Consider the following 16,655-nt stretch of genomic DNA (forward strand, 5'->3'; position numbering starts at 1 on the left):
GCAGCACGCCGGACGACGCAGGCCGCCGCGAGGAGCTCACGCTCCTCGCGGCGGCCTGCGCGCGTGGTGGGTGGGCTCAGCCGGTCCGGGACACCTGGCCGAGGCGCATCACCCGGTCGACGAGGTCCTGGGTCAGGTCGGCCCGGAGGTCGGCCGGCACCGGCAGGCCGCAGTCGGTGAACCAGTCCGGGGTCGCCTCGGGGTGGGGCCCGACGACGCCGACCGCGCCGGCGCCGAAGGGCGCGACCACGGCGGCGGGCAGCCCGTTCTCGTAGGTGGCCAGCACCTCGGCCTCTCCCCGGGCCGGGTCGAGGTCGAACCAGGCGCCGTCCTGGAAGAAGACCTCCCGGCGGCGGCCGTTCCAGATGACGGTGGTGACCGCGTCGTCGGTGTGCGTCGGCCACGCCCCCGGGGAGGAGATGTACTGGTCGGCGTCCCCGGGCAGCAGCCCGAAACCGGGTGTCTCCCCGGCCAGGTACCCACCCAGGCAGAAGCCCAGGTAGCGACCGCCGCCCGCGACGTAGTCGCGGACCGCCGGCGCCTGCTTGCGGAGCTTGCGCCAGGCCTTCTCCAGCTCGCCGCCGCCGGGCTGGGCGTAGAGCACGGCGGCGGCGAGCACCCCCGGCTCCAGGGCGAGACGCTCCTTGGGCCCGACGAAGCGGACGTCGAGGTCCCACCGGCTACGGGCCAGCGCGCCGGCCACCGCCTCCGGGCAGCCGGAGGTGGTGGCCGGCCCCCGGTAGACCAGCGCCAGCGGCCGGTCCTGTCCGCGACCGAACACGGTCAGCCGCCGGTCGTGGCGCCGCGCGATGCGGCCGAGCCCAGCGTCTTCCGGCGCACGGCGTCGGTCGCCCGCCAGACGAGGTCCTCGAGCGGCCCGCGCAGGTGGCTCCTGCGCCAGACCACGGCGAAGGCCACGAGCAGGAGGACCTGGATGACCAGGTTGCCCAGGCCGCGGGGGAACGGGGCCGCGACCAGCAGCAGGTGCAGGCTGTAGAGGGTCAGCGTCATGCTGCCGGCGGCGGCCAGCGGGCGCAGCAGCGGCTGCAGGCCCCGTCCGAGCAGCAGGCAGGCGCCCAGCACGGCCAGCGCCACCCCGATGGTGAAGAGCAGGTCCAGCGGGCTGCCGCTGTGCGGAGCCATCGCCGCCAGCCACCACGGGCTGTTGGTCGGCGTCGTCCCCGAGGGGCCCCAGATCAGCACGTCCTGGTAGTCCTCGAAGTGCATGGTCGCCAGGGCGTCCGCGCGGAGCGCGCGCCCCAGGCCGCCGACGGTGAGCAGCAGCATGGACAGCAGGCTGGACGCCAGGGCGAGCGCCAGGCCGAGCAGGGTGATCTGGCCGATGACCCGCCGCGAGGAGAGCACCGCTCGGCCCACCGCCATGCCCGCCAGCAGGTAGGCGAGCCAGACCAGGGCGGGGAACACCCCGGTGAGGGTCAACCGGGACAGCAGCCCCAGCGGGTCGGTGACCAGGTCGGTCAGCGTCGGGTTGACCTCGGTCACGGGTGCCATCCCGCTGCGGAGGGCATGGCTGGCCAGCGGCATCAAGACGGCCACCACCGCGGCCGCCACGACCAGGCCGCGGGTCGAGAGCTTGAGGAACGGGATGGCGAGGGCGAACAGCACGCCGTAGTAGGCGAGGATCACCGCGGCGTCGTCCGTGCCGACGACGTACCCGAACGCCAGGCCGATCGCCGCGATGATCACCGCTCTGGTCAGCAAGGACAGCACGCCGGCCCGCCAGGCCAGGCCGCGGAGGGTGCGGCGACCACCGGTGGAGAAGGCGATGCCGACACCGGCGAGCAAGGCGAACAGCGCCGAGGCCTTGCCGTTGGCCAGTGCCCACGCCAGCGACACGTCCCCGTCGTCGGTGGCCGGGTCGATCAGGTGCACCGACATCATGCCGATGAGGGCGACGCCTCGGGCGGCGTCGATGCCGACCAGGCGCGCCCGCGGGCGCCGCGGCGGCGCGGCGGTCTCCGTGCTGGGACTGCCCTCGGCCGGGGTGCCGGCGACGTCGCCGGCCGGCGCGGGTGCGCAGCTGTGCGGGAGCGCCGGTGCGGCCGGGGTCTCCGGTGGCAGGGGGGCCACGATGTTCTGGTGCTCGCTGGTCCGGGACACGCTCATGCCTCCCGGCTGGTCGACGCGGTGCTGAGCTGCCGGCTCTCCGTGGCGGGGTTGTCCACCGCGGCGGCGTCGGTGGACGGGGCGTCCCGCACCGGCAGCGTGCTGGCCGGCGCCCGGCCGACCTTCTGCGCCGGGATCCCGCTCCACGCGGTGCCGGGGGGCAGCACCTCGCCCTTCATGACCAGGGACAGGTCGGCGATCGTCGCGTCCGCCTCGACGACCGAGCCGTACAGCACCACGGACTTGTCCCCGACGCTGGCCCGGTCCCGGACGATGACGTGGTCCATCTTCATCACCCGGTCCTCGAACAGGTGGGTCTGCAGGGAGGCGTTCGTGCCCACGGAGACGTCGTCGCCCAGGGTCACCAGGTCGAACTCGGTGAGGTAGGTGGTGTCGATCAGCGTCCGGCGGCCGACCTTGGCTCCGTAGAGACGCAGCAACGGGCCCAGCAGAGGGGTGCCGGTGAGCCAGGTGAGCAGCGCCGGCACCGCGGCCGCCTCGTAGATCCCGGTGACGAACTCGGTGCGGCGCACGAAGCCGCTCCACAGCGGGCGGACCCGCGGCTTGTACCGGCCGACGACGACCCACTTGAGCAGGGCCACCGCCACCACGACCGCGAGGCTGGACAGCAGCGCGATCAGCGGCGCCCCGACCACGGTGACGAGCAGGCCCTGGTTCGCCGAGAGCACCGAGACGCCGTACAGGGTGCCGAACATCGCCAGCGCCAGGATCGAGCTGGGGAGCACGATCCGCAGGGACTCGATGGCGTAGCGAGCCCGCACGCGGCGGCGGCTGGGCGCGAACGTCTCCTCCTCGGTGTACTCCTCGTACAGCTCCCGACGCGGCAGGTTGATCGGCGGGGAGCCGAGCCACGAGGAGTCCGCCGGCACGCCCCCGGTCGGCGGCACGCTCCGCACGCCGATCAGCGAACCCTCGCCCAGGTGCGACCCCGAGGGGATGAACGCGGCGTTGCCCACGAAGGCGCGGGAGCCGACCTCGGTGGCCTGGAAGGCGACGTGCCCGTTGGCGTAGGTCGCGCTGCCCACGCTGGCCATGTCCGCGACGAAGCTGCCCTCGCCCAGGGTCAGGAGGTCGGGGTCGATGTTGGCGATGGTGGAGACCTCGGCGCCGCGGCCCACCTTGGTGCCCAGGGCCCGCAGCCAGATCGAGGTGTAGAGCGTCGCGTACATGCTGTTGTTCAGCATCAGGCTCATCTCGAGGAGCTTGTCGCCCAGCCACTTCTCCAGGCCCAGCTTGGAGCGCAGGTGGTGCACGCCCGGCGGGGTCTCGGTCAGGGCGAGTCGGCGGCACCCGAGGATCAGCGCGCAGGAGGCCGCCACGAAGACCGGGCCGGACAGCGCGGTGGCGAGGATGGCCGCGCCCAGCCCGAAGGTCAGCAGCACCCACCACACCAGGGCCACCACGGGGAGCAGCACGAAGAAGGGCAGCAGCTCCAGGAGCGTGATGCCGGCGACGAACCCGGTCCGCAGCTGGCGGGACCAGGCGCGCGGCGCAGCGGTGCAGCTGGTCATCACCTCGATCACCGGGTCGGGCGCCTCGGTCGAGGCCTGCGCCGGCGAGCCGGCCCAGGTCGCACCGGCGGGGACGACCTGCCCGGCGGGCAGCAGCGACTGCTCGCGCAGGACGCCGCCGTCCTCCACCGCGGAGCCCGCCTCCAGGAGGGACTGCGAGCCGAGCGTGGCGTGCGCACCGACGGAGACGACTCCGAGGGAGAGGACGCCGTCGGCGACCCGGTGTCCGTGCAGCTGGGTGCCGTAGCCGATGGTCGCGCCGGGGCCCACGTCCAGCATCGCCGGGAGGCTGATCTCCGACGTCCCGATGTGGCAGTCGTCGTCGATCCGCGCCCCGGCCAGGCGCAGGTAGGTGGCCGCCCACGGGGACCCGCTCAGGACGGTCAGCGGGGAGATCACCATCAGCTTCTGGATCGTCCAGACCCGCAGATGGGTCCAGCTCCACAGCGGGTGGTCACCGGGCTGCAGCCCACGGGACAGCAGCCGGGAGCCGACGACCGGGAGCACCCAGCGGACGACGAGGAAGAACGTCGGCAGGGCCAGCGCCAGCTGGACGACCAGGGTGGCCGACGGCTCGCCGCCGTTCAGCTCGTAGACCACGGCGGCGGGGAGGAGGAACAGCAGCACGATGCCGAAGAGGGTGGTCAGCTGCGCCGAGCCGAACGCGGTGATCCGGCGGTGGGAGGACTGCGTCGGGCGGCGCAGGTGCGGCTCGGCGACGGCGGCTCCGGACCGGGCGTCCTCCTCGAGGTGCGCGGCGAGGGACCGGACCGTCGGGTGCCGGTAGAGCTCCAGGATCGAGAGGCCGGCGCCCAGGTCGCTCGAGCGCATCGTCGAGACGATCCGCGCGGCGAGCAGCGAGTGGCCACCGAGGGCGTCGAAGAAGTCGGCCTCGACCGACACCGACCCGGACGGCAGCCCGAAGGCCTCCTCCCAGATCCCGGCCACCCAGGCCTCCACGGGGGAGTCCGGGGCCACGTGGGTGCCGGTGTCCCGCATCAGGCGCGGGCCCTGCGGCTCGGGCAGCGCCTTCCGGTCGGCCTTGCCGCTCGGCAGCATGGGGATCGTGGAGACGATGTCGAGGAAGGCCGGGACCATGTAGGGCGGCAGCTGCTGGAGGACCAGGTCGTGCAGCTCGGTGACGAGGCCCTCGGTGTCGTCCGCCGAGCGGGGGATCACGTAGGCGGCGAGCTCTCCGCCGCTCTCCGGGGCCGGCAGCAGCGTGACGACGGCCGCGGTGACCCGGTCGTGCTGCAGGAGCATCCCCTCGATCTCCTGGAGGTCGACGCGGTGCCCGCGGACCTTCACCTCGCTGTCGGCGCGGCCGAGGTACTCCAGCTCCCCGTCGGGGAGGAAACGCCCCAGGTCACCGGTGCGGTAGAGCCGCTCGCCGGGGAAGCCGTGCGGGTCGGGGAGGAAGCGGTCGGCCGTCAGGTCGGGGCGGTTGACGTACCCGAGGGCCACCCCGGGGCCGCCGACGCAGATCTCGCCGACCTCCCCGTTGGCCACCGGCCGGCGCTCGTCGTCCAGCAGGGTGACGCGGTAGGTCGGCAGGGGCCGCCCGATGGTCACCGGCTTGCCGGGGTACAGCTCGGCCATCGTGCAGGTGACCGTCGTCTCGGTCGGGCCGTAGGTGTTGAGGATGCGGCGGCCGGGGCCCCAGCGGTCGACGAGTTCCCGCGGGCAGGCCTCGCCGCCGACGTTCACCGTGCGGATGAGCGGGAGGGTGCGGTCCAGGGTCGCCAGCACGGTGGGGACGCAGTAGATCATCGTGATCTCGTGCTCGGCCAGGAAGTCGGCCAGTCCGCTGCCCACCCGGCGCCCGTCCGTGGGTCCGGCGACGAGGGTCGCCCCCACCGCCCAGGTCGGCCAGATCTCCTCGATGGAGAAGTCGAAGGCGATCGTCATGCCCTGGTAGACCCGGTCGGTCGGCTCCACGCCGTAGAGGTCCGGGACGATGCCGATGAAGTTGCAGATGCTCGACTGGGCGATCTCCACGCCCTTGGGCCGGCCGCTCGAGCCGGACGTGTAGATGATGTAGCAGACGGGGTCGCCGCCGGTGTCGAGCTCGGGCCGCCAGCTCGGCGCGCTCGCGAGGTCGCCCCCCAGTTCGTCCAGGTGCAGGGCCGGGCAGGGCAGCCCGGCGCAGGTCGCGGCGAAGGAGCTGGTGGTGACCACCAGGCCGAGCTCGGAGTCCTCGGCGATGTACTGGACCCGGTCCGCCGGGGCAGCCGGGTCGATCGGGACGAACGTCGCCTCGGTCTTCGTCACCGCGAGCAGGGTGACGTAGGTGTTGACCGAGCGGTCCAGCAGGATGCCGACGCGGACGCCGGCCCGGACGCCGAGGCTCAGCAGGTGGTTCGCCAGCCGGTTGGCCCGCTGGTCGAGGTCCGCATAGCTCAGCCGCTCACCCTCGCACTCCAGCGCGGTCGCCGAGGGGCGGTGGTCGCAGGTCCGCTCGAAGTACTGGGACAGCCGGGTCGTGTCCGGGGACTGCCGCCGGGGGGCCGTTCCCGCGACGTTGTCGGTGAAGCGGAAGCGCGAAGGTGCGGGATCGAGAGCTGGATCTCTCGGGATGGTGAAACCGGGGATGAAGTCCGGGCTGTCGCTGTCCGTCGTCATCGACTCGCTCTCACAGTTGACATGATTGAACCTTCGTCGACGCTAGGGAGTAACACAGTTGCCGACCAGAACTATGCGACGAAATCCGCGAACTCGGCGCGACCATGACTATTTGTGAGAGGTTGAATTCGGAGTGTCAGGCGATGTGGACCGAGAACTCCGTTGTGCGCGTCAATGTGTCATTGAACAATCGCGCAGGGTGAACAGCCGGCGATGGCGCTCACCGGCGCGACGCGGCGCGCACGGGCGACCGGTGACGAGGTCGGTGGACGGGGAGGCGTGGACGTGATGCTGCGACGTGCCCGCCGGCTGCTGGCCCGGCGACCGCTGGTCGTGGTGGCCAGCCCGGCCGAGGTGCTCGCCGGAGCCGACCTCCGGCTGCTCGACGACGCCGAGCGGGCGCGCAGCGGGGCGCTCCGGGACCCGGCGGACCGGGACGCCTACGTCGCCGCGCACCTGCTGGTGCGTCGTTGCGCAGCCGCGCTGACCGGACGGCCGGTGGCCGACCTGGCCGTGCGCCAGTGGTGCTCCGACTGCGGGACGCCGGGGCACGGCCGCCCCTCCCTCGTGGGCCTGCCCGACGTGCAGGTCAGCTGGGCCCACACCCGCGGTGCCGTGGTGGCGGCTGCTGCATGGCACCCGGTCGGGGTGGACGTCGAGGCACTGCCGCCGGGCGGTGCCGCGGCCGGACCGTTCCCCGGGCTCGCTGCGGCCGAACAGCGGCAGGTGCGTTCGGCGGCCGACCCGGCGCTGCTCGCCCTCCGGTTCTGGGTGCGCAAGGAGTGCCTGGTGAAGACCGGGCTGGCGTCGCTGACCGGGATGCACCGGCTCGACCTGTCCCGGGTGGCGGAGCGTCGGGAGCAGACCGGCTGGTCGGTCGTCCGCTACCGCGGCCTCCGCCTCGTCGACTGGTGCGATCCGGCGCGGGGTGCGGTGGTCTCGGTCGCGGGTGCGGGCACGCCGGACGTCCGGTCGTTCTCCGACATGGCCCCCGTGCACCTGCGATGCTGGACGGGCAGGGGCCGCGTCTCGGAGAACGCCGCCGCGTCATTGCTTTGAGTCATCGGACGCTGACAGAAATTGGTCAACATTCCGAGTGGCGGGGAAGGTGGTGACTTTTTCCTGCCATGCACCGAGTTGCCGTTCATGATCGCGAAGGGGCCTCGGCCGCGTCCGGCGCCGGCCTCGAGGACCGCGGGGAGACGATATCGGCCGCGGGCACCCGGTCACCGATCCAGAGGAAGTGTGTGTGCGCACCCGAATCGCGTTGTTGACCGTTCTGATCACCGCTTCGCTGCCCGCCGCCGTCGCGTCGGCAGAGCAGCCGGTCGAGGTCGACGCCCCGGTCACGGACGAAGCCGGCGTGCTCGGGGACGGCGCTGCCGCGGTGGAGGACGCACTGGCGGCGCTGCGTTCGGAGACGGGGATGGTGCTGTCCGCCGTCTTCGTGCCCACCTTCGACGGCGAGGACGACGACGCCGACTGGGCGGCGCTGACCGCAGCGGAGTCGGAGCTCGGTGACGAGGAGCTGCTGCTGGCCATCGCGACGGACGAGGCCGAGTACGAGTGGTGGATCGGGGACGAGTCGCCGGTGCAGCGCGGCGCGGTCGAGACCCTGATGAGCGAGGAGGTCGAGCCGGCCGTCGTGGACGGGGACTGGTCCGGCGCGGTGGTGGCCCTGGCCGACGGGCTGCAGTCGACCGACGTCGTCGACCCGGCCATGCCGTCGTGGTCGGGGGAGCGGACGGCGGTGGTCGTGGTCGCCCTGGGTGCCGTGCTGACCGCGCTCTACCTCGTCTCCCGGCGGAGCGACCCGGTCGGACGGGAGCCTGCCCCGGCGGAGCCCGACAGCCCGGTGCGGCTGAGCTGACCCCGGGGGTCCACGACGTGCCCCTGCACCAGCGGGCCCGGTGAGCCGGCTGTACCCGCCGATCGAGCCGTACGCGACCGGGATGCTCGACGTGGGCGACGGCCACTCGCTGTACTGGGAGGTCTGCGGCAACCCCGACGGCAAGCCCGCGGTCGTGCTGCACGGCGGCCCCGGTCAGGGCTGCACCCCGGGGATGCGGCGCCAGTTCGACCCGCGGCGCTACCGGGTGGTCCTGGTCGACCAGCGCAACGCCGGACGGAGCACCCCGTGGGCCGGGGAGCCCGAGGTCGACCTGTCGGCCAACACCACCCCGCACCTGGTCGCGGACCTGGAGCGGCTCCGGGAGCACCTGGGCATCGACCGCTGGCTGGTCAGCGGCGGCTCGTGGGGCGTCACCCTTGCGTTCGCCTACGCCGAGTCGTTCCCCGAGCGGGTCACCGAGCTGGTGCTGGCCGCGATCACCAACGGCGACCGGCGGGAGACCGACTGGATCACCCGGGACATGGGGCGGGTCTTCCCGCGGGAGTGGGAGCGGTTCCGGGACGGGGTGCCCGCCGCCGAGCGCGACGGCGACCTGGCCGCGGCCTACGGCCGGCTGCTGCACGACCCGGATCCGGCCGTGCGGGCGCGGGCCGCACTGGAGTGGTGCACCTGGGAGGACGTCCACGTGTCGCTCGCCCCGGACGCCGAGCCGTCGCTGTCGGTGGCCGAACCCGGTTTCCAGCTCGCCTTCGCCCGGCTGGTGACCCACTACTGGGGGAACGGCTGCTTCCTCGACGACGGCCAGTTGCTGCGCGACGCCGGGCGGCTGGCCGGTATCCCGGGCGTGCTGGTGCACGGCCGGTTCGACGTGAGCGGACCGCTGGACACCGCCTGGCGCATGCACTCCGCGTGGCCGGACAGCGAGCTGGTCGTCCTCGGCGACGCCGGACACGGGGGCGCCACCGTGCAGGAGGCCATGACCGCGGCGCTGGACCGGTTCGCCGACCGCCGCTGACCGCCCCGCCCTCAGGTCCCGGGGCCCTCGGACGGGTCGCGGGTGGCCCAGTCGTCGTAGACGACGTCGGAGCCGGGCAGCTCGGCGCGCAGCGCGGCGGCGAGCTCCTCGCCGCGTGCGGCGAACTCGGACCGGTGGCCGGGGTGGTCCCAGCCGTCCTCGTGGTGGAAGTGGGCGTCGAAGAACGCCGCCCACTCGCGGAGCCGGACCTGCAGCGCCGGGGAGAGGCCCAGCCGGTACCCGGGGGTCATGCCGGGGGTCCACAGCGGCCACTCGGCGGAGTAGTCGGGGAAGAGGCGGACCTGCGGGCCGCGCCCGCCCGCGCTCGACGGCGCGGTCACCGGGCCGGCGCCCGGTGCATCACCCAGGTGTGCGGTGCGCCGCCGGGTGGGTCGACCTCGCCGACGACGGCGAACCCCAGCCGCTCGTAGAGCCGGACGTTGCCCGCCGCCGAGGTCTCCAGCAGGGCGCTCGCCCCCGCTGCGTCGACCGCCTCGAGCCCGGCCTGCAGCAGGGCCGTGGCCAGGCCGCGCCCGCGGGCCGCGGGCCGGGTGCCGACGCAGGCCAGGAACCAGTGCTCGCCCGGTGGGTGCAGGGCGGTGCTGGCCTCCTCCGAGGCGGCGAGCACCGGGCCGCGGTCCCCGAGCAGCGCCCCCACCTGGTCGGCGACCAGCTGTGCCGTCGCCGCCGACGGGGCGGCGTCGGGCCGCACCCAGCACGCCGCGGCGAGCACCTGCCCGTCGTCCTCGGCCAGCCAGGTGCCGTGCGTCTCGACCCCGAGCAGCCCGGCTTCCAGCCGGTACAACCCGGTCAGCCGGTCGCGCAGCCCGTCGTCCCCGAGGGCCCAGCGCACCCAGGGGTAGTCGGTGAAGGCGTCGGCGAGGGCCTCGCCGATGGCGTGCGCGTCGGTCGCCCGCGCCGGGCGGACGGTGCTCAGCTGACGTACCGCCGGGCGGTCGATCTCCGCTGCGCGTCCTCGAGCGCGGCGAACCGCGCCTCGGCGTGCGGCGGCAGCACCCGCCGCTCGCGCACCAGCCACGGCAGCCCGCCGATCGCGGCGAGGAGCCCGCGGGCGGTCACCCGGTCCTTCGGCACGGTGCGCAGCAGGTGCAGCGTGCGGCGCAGCGCCGGCTTCAGCGGCCGGCGCAGCCACGTCGTCCAGAGGGTGTTGCGGATGCCGTCGGCCCGCCGCTTGTGCGGGTCGCGCGCGGTGCTGGCCTGGTGGTGGATGGTCAGCTCGGGCAGGTAGCAGAGCTCCCAGCCGCGGGCGGCGAGGTCGCCGGCCATCAGCTCCTCCTCACCACCCAGCCACAGCCGCTCGTTGAACCCGCCGACCTCGTCGAAGGCCTCGCGGCGGACCACGCTGGCGCCGGCGAGGAAGCTGCCCAGCGCAGGGCCGGGCAGCCAGTCGGCGCCGACGACGGGGGAGTCGCGCAGCTCGGCCACGATCGGGTCCTCGGTGCTGCCCGGCTCGACGAGGATCCGGGCGGTGACCACGGCCAGCCGGGGGTGGGCGTCGAAGGCGTCGGCGGCGGCCCGCAGCGAGCCCGGGTCCCACCAGGTGTCGTCGTCGCAGAAGGCGACGTAGGGGGTGTCGAGCCGGGCCACCCCCACGTTGCGGCCCACCGCGCCCAGGTTCTGCGGGCTGGCGATCAGCTCGGCCCAGGGGTGCTCCCGGCGGACCGCGTCGGCGGTGCCGTCGGACGACCCGTTGTCGACGACCACCACGTGCGGCTGCTCGGGCAGCGCGCGCAGCCGGGTCAACGCGAGCAGCAGCTCGTCGCGGCGGTTGTGCGTGATGACGACCACGGCCACCCGCGGGTCGACGTCGGTGCCGGTGGTGGCCGGTTCGGCCAGTTCGCTCGTCATGAGTGCTGCAGCTCCCGGACTCCGGACATCACGGTGGTGGGCAGGACGCGGCGCCGGCGCAGGGCGGCGGGCACCCGGGGGAGGGCACCGGCCAGACCCCGCAGGCCCGGCCGCCCGGCGCGCAGCGCGCGCAGCAGCTGACCGGCCAGGTCGCGCAGCGGGTAGCGCATCAGCGCCGTGAGCACCCGGCTGCGCCACAGGCCGGCCTGCCGGTCGGCCGCGGGCTCGCGGCGCGGTGACGGGTGGTGGTGCACGGTGACCCCGTCGACGTAGGCCAGGCCCCAGCCGGCCGCGGCCAGGTCCAGCGCGAGGCGTTCCTCCTCGCCGGGGAAGCGGACCACCGGGTCGAACCCGCCGGCCGTGGTGAACGCCTCGGTGCGGACCAGGGCCGCGCAGGCCACGAAGCCGAGCAGCGACGGGCCGGGCAGGTCCGGGTCGGTGCCCAGCGGGCTGGCCGCCATCACCTCGCAGACCGGGTCGAGGCGTTCCTCCGGTCCGACGAGGATCCGGGCGGCCAGCAAGCCGAGCCGGGGGTGGGCGCGCATGATCGCCACCGCGCGCGCCAGGTCGCCCGGCGCCCACCAGGAGTCGTCGTCGGTGAAGGCCACGAACGGGGTGCCGGCGCGCTCGACGCCGACGGTGCGGGCCAGGGCGCCGGCGTTGTCGGGCAGCGGCACGACCGTGACCTCGGGGTGGGCGGCCCGGACGGCTGCCACGGTGCCGTCGGTGGAGGCGTTGTCGACCAGGACGACCGGGGCCTCGTGCCGGGGCAGGCTGGCGAGCAGGTCGTCGCGCCGGTTGCGGCTGGCCACCACACAGGTCACCGCGGGTCGCGCGGGGTCGAGCTCGGTGATCACGTGCGCACCGTGCCCGGCGTCGGGGCCGGTCAACCCCGCCCCTCGATCACATCGGCCACCGGGCCGCAGAGGTGCGCGGGGTCGGCGAACAGGCCGCTGGCCGGGCCGGTGCCGGCGATCGCGTCGGCGGCCAGCACCACCGCTGCGGCGGTCCAGGTGGTGCGCTCGACCGGCCACCGCGCGTCGTCCGGGTAGACGAAGCCGGTCCAGTACGAGCCGTCGTCGGCCCGCAGGTGCTGCATCGCGGCCAGCTGCTCTGCGGCGTCGTCCGGTCGACCGCACGCGGCCAGCGCGAGGGCCAGCTCGCAGGTCTCGGCCCCGGTGACCCAGGGCCGGTCCGCGACGCACCGCACCCCGAGGCCGGGCACCACGAAGGTGTCCCACCCGGCGGCCAGGCGCTCGTGCGCGGCGCGGCCGGTGACCGCGCCGGCGAGCACCGGGTAGTACCAGTCCATCGACCACCGGGAGCGGTCGGCGAACACCTCGGGGCGGGCGCGGAGCGCCGCGCCCAGGCCGGTCGCGGCGAGGTCCCAGTCCGGCTGGGGCTGCCCGACCAGGTCGGCCAGCGCGATCCCGCAGCGCAGCGACTGGAAGAGGCTGGCGTTGCCGGTGAGCAGCGCCGTGTCGTCGGGTGTCCCGTCGGGTCGCAGGGCCCAGCCGATCGCCCCGGTGGGCATCTGCATCGCCGTCACCAGGTCCAGTGCCCGCCGGACGGCCGGCCACAGCCGGTCGACGAGGCCGTCGTCGCCGCAGCTCAGCCAGGAGTGCCAGACGCCGACGGCCAGGTAGCCGGCGTGGTTGCTCTCGGTCCCGGGGGCGACGACGACGCCGTCCCGGTACTCCGCGGCCCACGACCCGTCGGGCCGCTGCCGGGCGGCCAGCCACGCGTAGGCGGCTGCGGCACGCGTGTGTTCCCCGCCGACGTCCAGGGCCATCGCCGCCTCGACGGCGTCCCAGGCGTCCAGCTGCCCGCCGCGGAACCAGGGCAGCGCACCGTCACCCGACTGCTCGGCGGCGATCGCGGCGACCGTCGCCCGCAGCTGGTCGGCGCGCAGCACACCGGGCACCTCGGGGAGGTGGTCAGTCATCGGTGCCCCTCGCCGCCGGCTTCTCGGCGTAGACCACCAGGCTCTTGCCGAGGACCGGGTCCAGCAGCCGCTCGGCGGTGCGCGTCACCCACGGGCGGCGCACCAGGTCCCAGACCAGCAGCCGGTGGTAGGCCCGCGTGGCCCAGGTGTCCCGGTCGACGCCGACGGCGCACTTGAGCCACCAGTAGGGCGCGTGCAGGGCGTGCGCGTGGTGGGTGCGGGTCGGGCGCAGCCCGGCTGCGGCCAGCCGCTCCCAGAGCTGGTCGCCGCGGTAGATGCGGATGTGCCCGCCCTCGTTGGCGTGGTAGTCGTCCGACAGCGCCCAGCAGACCCGTTCCGGACCGTAGCGGGGCACGGTGACCGCCACCCGGCCGCCCGGCTTGAGCACCCGGGCGATCTCGGCGATGGCGGTCCGGTCGTCGGGGATGTGCTCGAGCACCTCCGAGGCGATGACCCGGTCGACGCTGGCGTCGGGGACCGGCAGGGCGCGGAGGTCGCCGCGCGCGACCTCGGCCGCGGCGCCGGCCGGGGCCTCACCGGCCGCCGCGATCGCCTGCAGCCAGGTGCGGGTGGTGGTGACCTCGGCGGCGCCCCAGTCGACGGCCAGCACCGAGGCGCCCCGGCGGTAGGCCTCGAAGGCGTGCCGGCCCTCGCCGCACCCCAGGTCGAGCACCCGCATGCCGGGGGTGACGCCGAGCAGGTCGTAGTCGACGGTCAGCACGCGGGAGCGCTCCCTGCCCGGGGCCCGTCCGGCGCGCGCCGGACGAGCACCTCCTCGTACCAGGCCGCGGTGCGCTCGGCGGTGCGGCGCCAGGTGTAGTTGGCCAGCACGCGGGCGCGGCCGGCCCGGCCCAGCTGGTCCTGCAGCGAGGGGTGGTCCAGCACGAGCTGCAGCGCGGCGGCGAGCCGGTCGACGTCGCCGGCGGGCACCTGCACGCCGGCGTGCGAACCGACCACCTCCGGCAGCGCCCCGGCGTCGGTGGTCACCAGCGGGGTCGCGCAGGCCATCGCCTCGACCGCGGGCAGCGAGAAGCCCTCGTACAGCGACGGCACGGCGACCACCGTGGCGGTCTGCAGCAGCCGCACCAGTTCCACCTGCGGAACCGGCCCGGTGACGCGCACCGCCTCCTGCAGCCCGAGCCGCGCCAGGGCGGCGGCCGCCGGGCCACCCGGGCGGACGCTGCCCACCACGACCAGGCGCACCTCCCGCTCGGTGCGCAGCTTGGCAACCGCCTCCAGCAGCGGCACCAGCCCCTTCAGCGGCACGTCGGCGCTCGCGGTGACCAGCACGGTGGCCGGGTCGCGCGGGGCGGTGCCGGGGTGGAACACCTCCGGGTCGATGCCGACCGGGATGACCTCGACGGCGCGGGCGGGCACCCCCATGTGCCGTTCGATGTCGGCCCGGCTGTTCTCCGAGACGGTGGTGATCCCGTCCAGCCGTCGGGCCACCCGCGCCTGCATGCCGGTGAAGGCGTACCAGCGGCGCAGGGTCAGCTGCCGGCGCAGCCCGGGGGCGGCGGCCAGTTCCAGGTCCCGGTCGATCGCGACCGGGTGGTGCACCGTGGCGACGGTCGGGAGCCCGATGCGGCGCAGGCCGAGCAGCCCCCACCCCAGCGACTGGTTGTCGTGCACCAGGTCGAACTCGCCGGCGCGCCGGCGGAGCAGGCGCGCTGCCCGCAGGCTGAAGGTGAGCGGTTCGGGAAAGCCGGCGGTGCACATCGTCGCCCACTCCAGGACGTCGACCAGGTCGCGGAACTCGCCGGGCCGGGGCGTGCGGAAGGGGTCGGGCTCGCGGTAGAGGTCGAGGCTCGGCACCTCGGTCAGCGGCACGCCGTCGGCCAGCTCCGGGTACGGCTGGCCGCTGAGCACCTCGACCCGGTGGCCGAGCTCGCGCAGCTCGTGCGACAGGGCCCGGACGTAGACGCCCTGCCCGCCGCCGTGCGGCTTGCTCCGGTAGGACAGCAGTGCGACGCGCAACGACCGTCCCATGCCCGGACTCTAACCAGCGGCGCAGGTCCGCCCCGCGCACGGCCGGGAGGGTGCGGAACGCCCGGTCGCCCGCCGGTCGGCGGCCTGGCAGGGTGCGGGCATGCTGCGTCACGTCGTGCTCTTCACCTGGACCCCGGAGACCTCCCCGGAGGTGCGTGCCGCCGCCGTGGCCGCGCTGCGCCGGCTGCCGGCGGAGGTCGGGGGCATGACCTCCTTCGCGGTGGGGCCCGATGCCCATCTGGTCGACGGCAACGCCGACGTGGCGCTGGTGGCGGACTTCCCCGACGTGCAGGCCTTCCGCGCCTACGCCGACGACCCGCGGCACCTGGCCGTGCTGACCGAGCACGTGCGCCCGCACCTGGCGAGCAGGACGGCGGTCCAGTACGAGGTCTGAGCGCGAGGAGCGCCCCGGGGCGGCACCGCGGCGCGGGCGCGGGGCCACCGCGGGGGCGGTGTCGGGCACGGGCAGGGACAGGGGCACGGGCAGGGACAGGGGCACGGACACGGGCAGCAGCCTGGCCGGTCGGGGAGGTCCTCGGCCGGTCGTCGTCCACAGCTGACGGCGCCGTCCACAACCTGGCCCGGACCGGTGATCGACGGCCGCCGCACGGCGAGCCTCGTCGCCATGACCGCATCCGAACGCCCTGCGCCGGTCCGCCTCAGCGGCCCCGGCGACGTCGCCGCCGCCCTCCCGCACCTGGTCGGCTTCCACCCGGTCGAGTCGCTGGTCGTCCTGAGCCTGCGGGACCGGGGGACGGTGGTGGGCCTCACCGCGCGGGTGGACCTGCCGTCCCCGGCAGACCGCGACCAGGTGGTGCGCGGACTGGTCGGCAGGGTGCTCACCGACGAACCGTCGGCGGTCGTCGTCGTGGTGGTGACCGACCAGGACGACGACCCAGACCCCCAGCTGCCGCAGCGGGAGCTGCTGCACCGGACCGTGCTGGAGTTCGACGCGGCCGGGGTGGCCATCCGGGACGCGCTGCTCGTGCGCGGCGGCCGTTGGTGGTCCTACGACTGCGCCGACCCGTGCTGCGCCCCGGGCGCCGGGAGCCCGGTCCCAACGGCCACCAGTCAGCTGGCCCTCGCGGCGACGCTCGAGGGCCAGGTGGTGGAGGCCGACCGGGCGGCCCTGGTCCGGCGGGTCGCCCCGGTCGGCTTCCTGGCGGCCGAGGGGATGGCCCGCGCCTGCGACGAGGTCGGCCAGGTCATGGCCCGGCGGCTGCTGGGCACCGCCTGGGAGGAGGTGACCGAGGAGTCCTGGGAGCTGCTGCGGGCCGCCGTCGACCGCTGCGGACCGGGCTCGACCGCCGCGCTGACCGACGCCGAGGCCGCCCGGCTGGCCTGGGGGCTGCGCGACGTCGACGTCCGGGATCGGGCGATGGGGCTGTGCGCCGGGCCGTCGGCGGCGGGTGCCGAGCAGGTGTTCACCGAGCTGACCCGGCGGGCGCCGGCCCCGCTGGACGCGGCGCCGGCCACCCTGCTCGCGGTCACCGCGTGGGCCCGGGGCAGCGGGGCGCTGGCCAACGTGTCCCTGGACCGGGCGCTGGCCAGCGAACCGGGCTACACCCTCGCGGTCCTGCTGCGGCGGGCGCTGGACGCGTGCCTGCCGCCGGCGGCGATCCGCGAGCTGGTCCGCGAGGCCGCCGACCCGCCCGTCGTGCCCCGGCTCCGACCGACGGCGCCGGACTGGTGGCCCTGGTGAGA

At 75.0% G+C, this 16,655-nt stretch carries 15 protein-coding genes; 5 read left to right on the forward strand and 10 right to left on the reverse strand.

Going from position 1 to position 16,655, the window contains the following annotated elements; translation table 11 throughout:
- Positions 1–76 precede the first annotated feature (76 nt).
- The 3 genes from ACI79A_RS05220 to ACI79A_RS05230 are packed head-to-tail and all read right to left on the reverse strand — an operon-like array spanning position 77 to position 6,281.
- A complete protein-coding gene (locus ACI79A_RS05220) occupies positions 77–781 on the reverse strand; it encodes a BPL-N domain-containing protein (protein WP_457080656.1) in 705 nt (234 codons plus the stop codon).
- Positions 782–783: 2 nt separating this feature from the next.
- On the reverse strand, positions 784–2,127 hold the full coding sequence (locus tag ACI79A_RS05225; protein ID WP_457080658.1) for a heparan-alpha-glucosaminide N-acetyltransferase domain-containing protein: 1,344 nt from the start codon (positions 2,125–2,127) through the stop codon (positions 784–786).
- On the reverse strand, positions 2,124–6,281 hold the full coding sequence (locus ACI79A_RS05230) for a Pls/PosA family non-ribosomal peptide synthetase (protein WP_457080660.1): 4,158 nt from the start codon (positions 6,279–6,281) through the stop codon (positions 2,124–2,126). The genes ACI79A_RS05225 and ACI79A_RS05230 overlap by 4 nt, the downstream gene beginning before the upstream one ends.
- Positions 6,282–6,566: 285 nt before the next feature.
- On the opposite strand from ACI79A_RS05230, the gene ACI79A_RS05235 reads away from it, so the two are divergent.
- The 3 genes from ACI79A_RS05235 (at position 6,567) to pip (ending at position 9,148) form a co-directional block, all read left to right on the forward strand.
- Positions 6,567–7,340 carry a 4'-phosphopantetheinyl transferase family protein gene (locus ACI79A_RS05235; protein ID WP_457080662.1) on the forward strand — a complete coding sequence of 258 codons (774 nt, stop codon included), beginning with the start codon at positions 6,567–6,569 and terminating at the stop codon, positions 7,338–7,340.
- Positions 7,341–7,551: 211 nt separating this feature from the next.
- Positions 7,552–8,151, forward strand: a complete 600-nt coding sequence (locus tag ACI79A_RS05240; protein ID WP_457080664.1) for a TPM domain-containing protein — start codon at positions 7,552–7,554, stop codon at positions 8,149–8,151.
- Positions 8,152–8,191: 40 nt separating this feature from the next.
- The gene (pip, locus tag ACI79A_RS05245) at positions 8,192–9,148 is read left to right on the forward strand and encodes a prolyl aminopeptidase (protein ID WP_457080666.1); all 957 of its coding nucleotides are present in this window, start codon (positions 8,192–8,194) and stop codon (positions 9,146–9,148) included.
- A gap of 11 nt (positions 9,149–9,159) precedes the next feature.
- Here the strand turns inward: pip and ACI79A_RS05250 are convergent, their stop codons facing one another.
- The 7 genes from ACI79A_RS05250 to ACI79A_RS05280 form a co-directional block, all read right to left on the reverse strand.
- Positions 9,160–9,489 (reverse strand): hypothetical protein, encoded by a 330-nt coding sequence (locus tag ACI79A_RS05250; RefSeq protein ID WP_457080668.1) that lies wholly within the window; start codon positions 9,487–9,489, stop codon positions 9,160–9,162.
- Entirely contained in the window at positions 9,486–10,001 is a 516-nt protein-coding gene (locus tag ACI79A_RS05255) for a GNAT family N-acetyltransferase (RefSeq protein WP_457080670.1), read from the reverse strand. Before ACI79A_RS05255 ends, ACI79A_RS05250 begins: the two co-directional genes overlap by 4 nt.
- 80 nt (positions 10,002–10,081) lie before the next feature.
- Positions 10,082–11,017 (reverse strand): glycosyltransferase family 2 protein, encoded by a 936-nt coding sequence (locus ACI79A_RS05260; protein ID WP_457080672.1) that lies wholly within the window; start codon positions 11,015–11,017, stop codon positions 10,082–10,084.
- A complete protein-coding gene (locus ACI79A_RS05265; RefSeq protein WP_457080674.1) occupies positions 11,014–11,874 on the reverse strand; it encodes a glycosyltransferase family 2 protein in 861 nt (286 codons plus the stop codon). Before ACI79A_RS05265 ends, ACI79A_RS05260 begins: the two co-directional genes overlap by 4 nt.
- 29 nt (positions 11,875–11,903) lie before the next feature.
- On the reverse strand, positions 11,904–12,962 hold the full coding sequence (locus ACI79A_RS05270; RefSeq protein ID WP_457080676.1) for a prenyltransferase: 1,059 nt from the start codon (positions 12,960–12,962) through the stop codon (positions 11,904–11,906).
- The gene (locus ACI79A_RS05275) at positions 12,955–13,683 is read right to left on the reverse strand and encodes a methyltransferase domain-containing protein (RefSeq protein WP_457080678.1); all 729 of its coding nucleotides are present in this window, start codon (positions 13,681–13,683) and stop codon (positions 12,955–12,957) included. The genes ACI79A_RS05270 and ACI79A_RS05275 overlap by 8 nt, the downstream gene beginning before the upstream one ends.
- Positions 13,677–14,951, reverse strand: coding sequence for a glycosyltransferase family 4 protein (locus ACI79A_RS05280; protein WP_457080680.1), 1,275 nt, complete (start codon positions 14,949–14,951; stop codon positions 13,677–13,679). The genes ACI79A_RS05275 and ACI79A_RS05280 overlap by 7 nt, the downstream gene beginning before the upstream one ends.
- 100 nt (positions 14,952–15,051) lie before the next feature.
- Here ACI79A_RS05280 and ACI79A_RS05285 point away from each other — a divergent pair, with 100 nt between their 5' ends.
- A complete protein-coding gene (locus ACI79A_RS05285; protein WP_457080682.1) occupies positions 15,052–15,345 on the forward strand; it encodes a Dabb family protein in 294 nt (97 codons plus the stop codon).
- Positions 15,346–15,576: 231 nt separating this feature from the next.
- Positions 15,577–16,653: a DUF4192 domain-containing protein gene (locus tag ACI79A_RS05290; protein ID WP_457080684.1), complete on the forward strand. Its 1,077-nt coding sequence runs from the start codon at positions 15,577–15,579 to the stop codon at positions 16,651–16,653.
- The last annotated feature ends 2 nt before the right edge of the window (positions 16,654–16,655 follow it).

The organism is Modestobacter sp. SYSU DS0657, assembly GCF_054050925.1.

Bases quoted from the DNA above. Each gene is read 5' to 3' on its own strand.
- ACI79A_RS05225 (WP_457080658.1), bottom strand. From the start codon at position 2,127: ATGAGCGTGTCCCGGACCAGCGAGCACCAGAACATCGTGGCCCCCCTG.
- ACI79A_RS05230 (WP_457080660.1), bottom strand. From the start codon at position 6,281: ATGACGACGGACAGCGACAGCCCGGACTTCATCCCCGGTTTCACCATC.
- ACI79A_RS05260 (WP_457080672.1), bottom strand. From the start codon at position 11,017: ATGACGAGCGAACTGGCCGAACCGGCCACCACCGGCACCGACGTCGAC.
- ACI79A_RS05270 (WP_457080676.1), bottom strand. From the start codon at position 12,962: ATGACTGACCACCTCCCCGAGGTGCCCGGTGTGCTGCGCGCCGACCAG.
- ACI79A_RS05280 (WP_457080680.1), bottom strand. From the start codon at position 14,951: ATGGGACGGTCGTTGCGCGTCGCACTGCTGTCCTACCGGAGCAAGCCG.
- ACI79A_RS05285 (WP_457080682.1), top strand. From the start codon at position 15,052: ATGCTGCGTCACGTCGTGCTCTTCACCTGGACCCCGGAGACCTCCCCG.
- ACI79A_RS05290 (WP_457080684.1), top strand. From the start codon at position 15,577: ATGACCGCATCCGAACGCCCTGCGCCGGTCCGCCTCAGCGGCCCCGGC.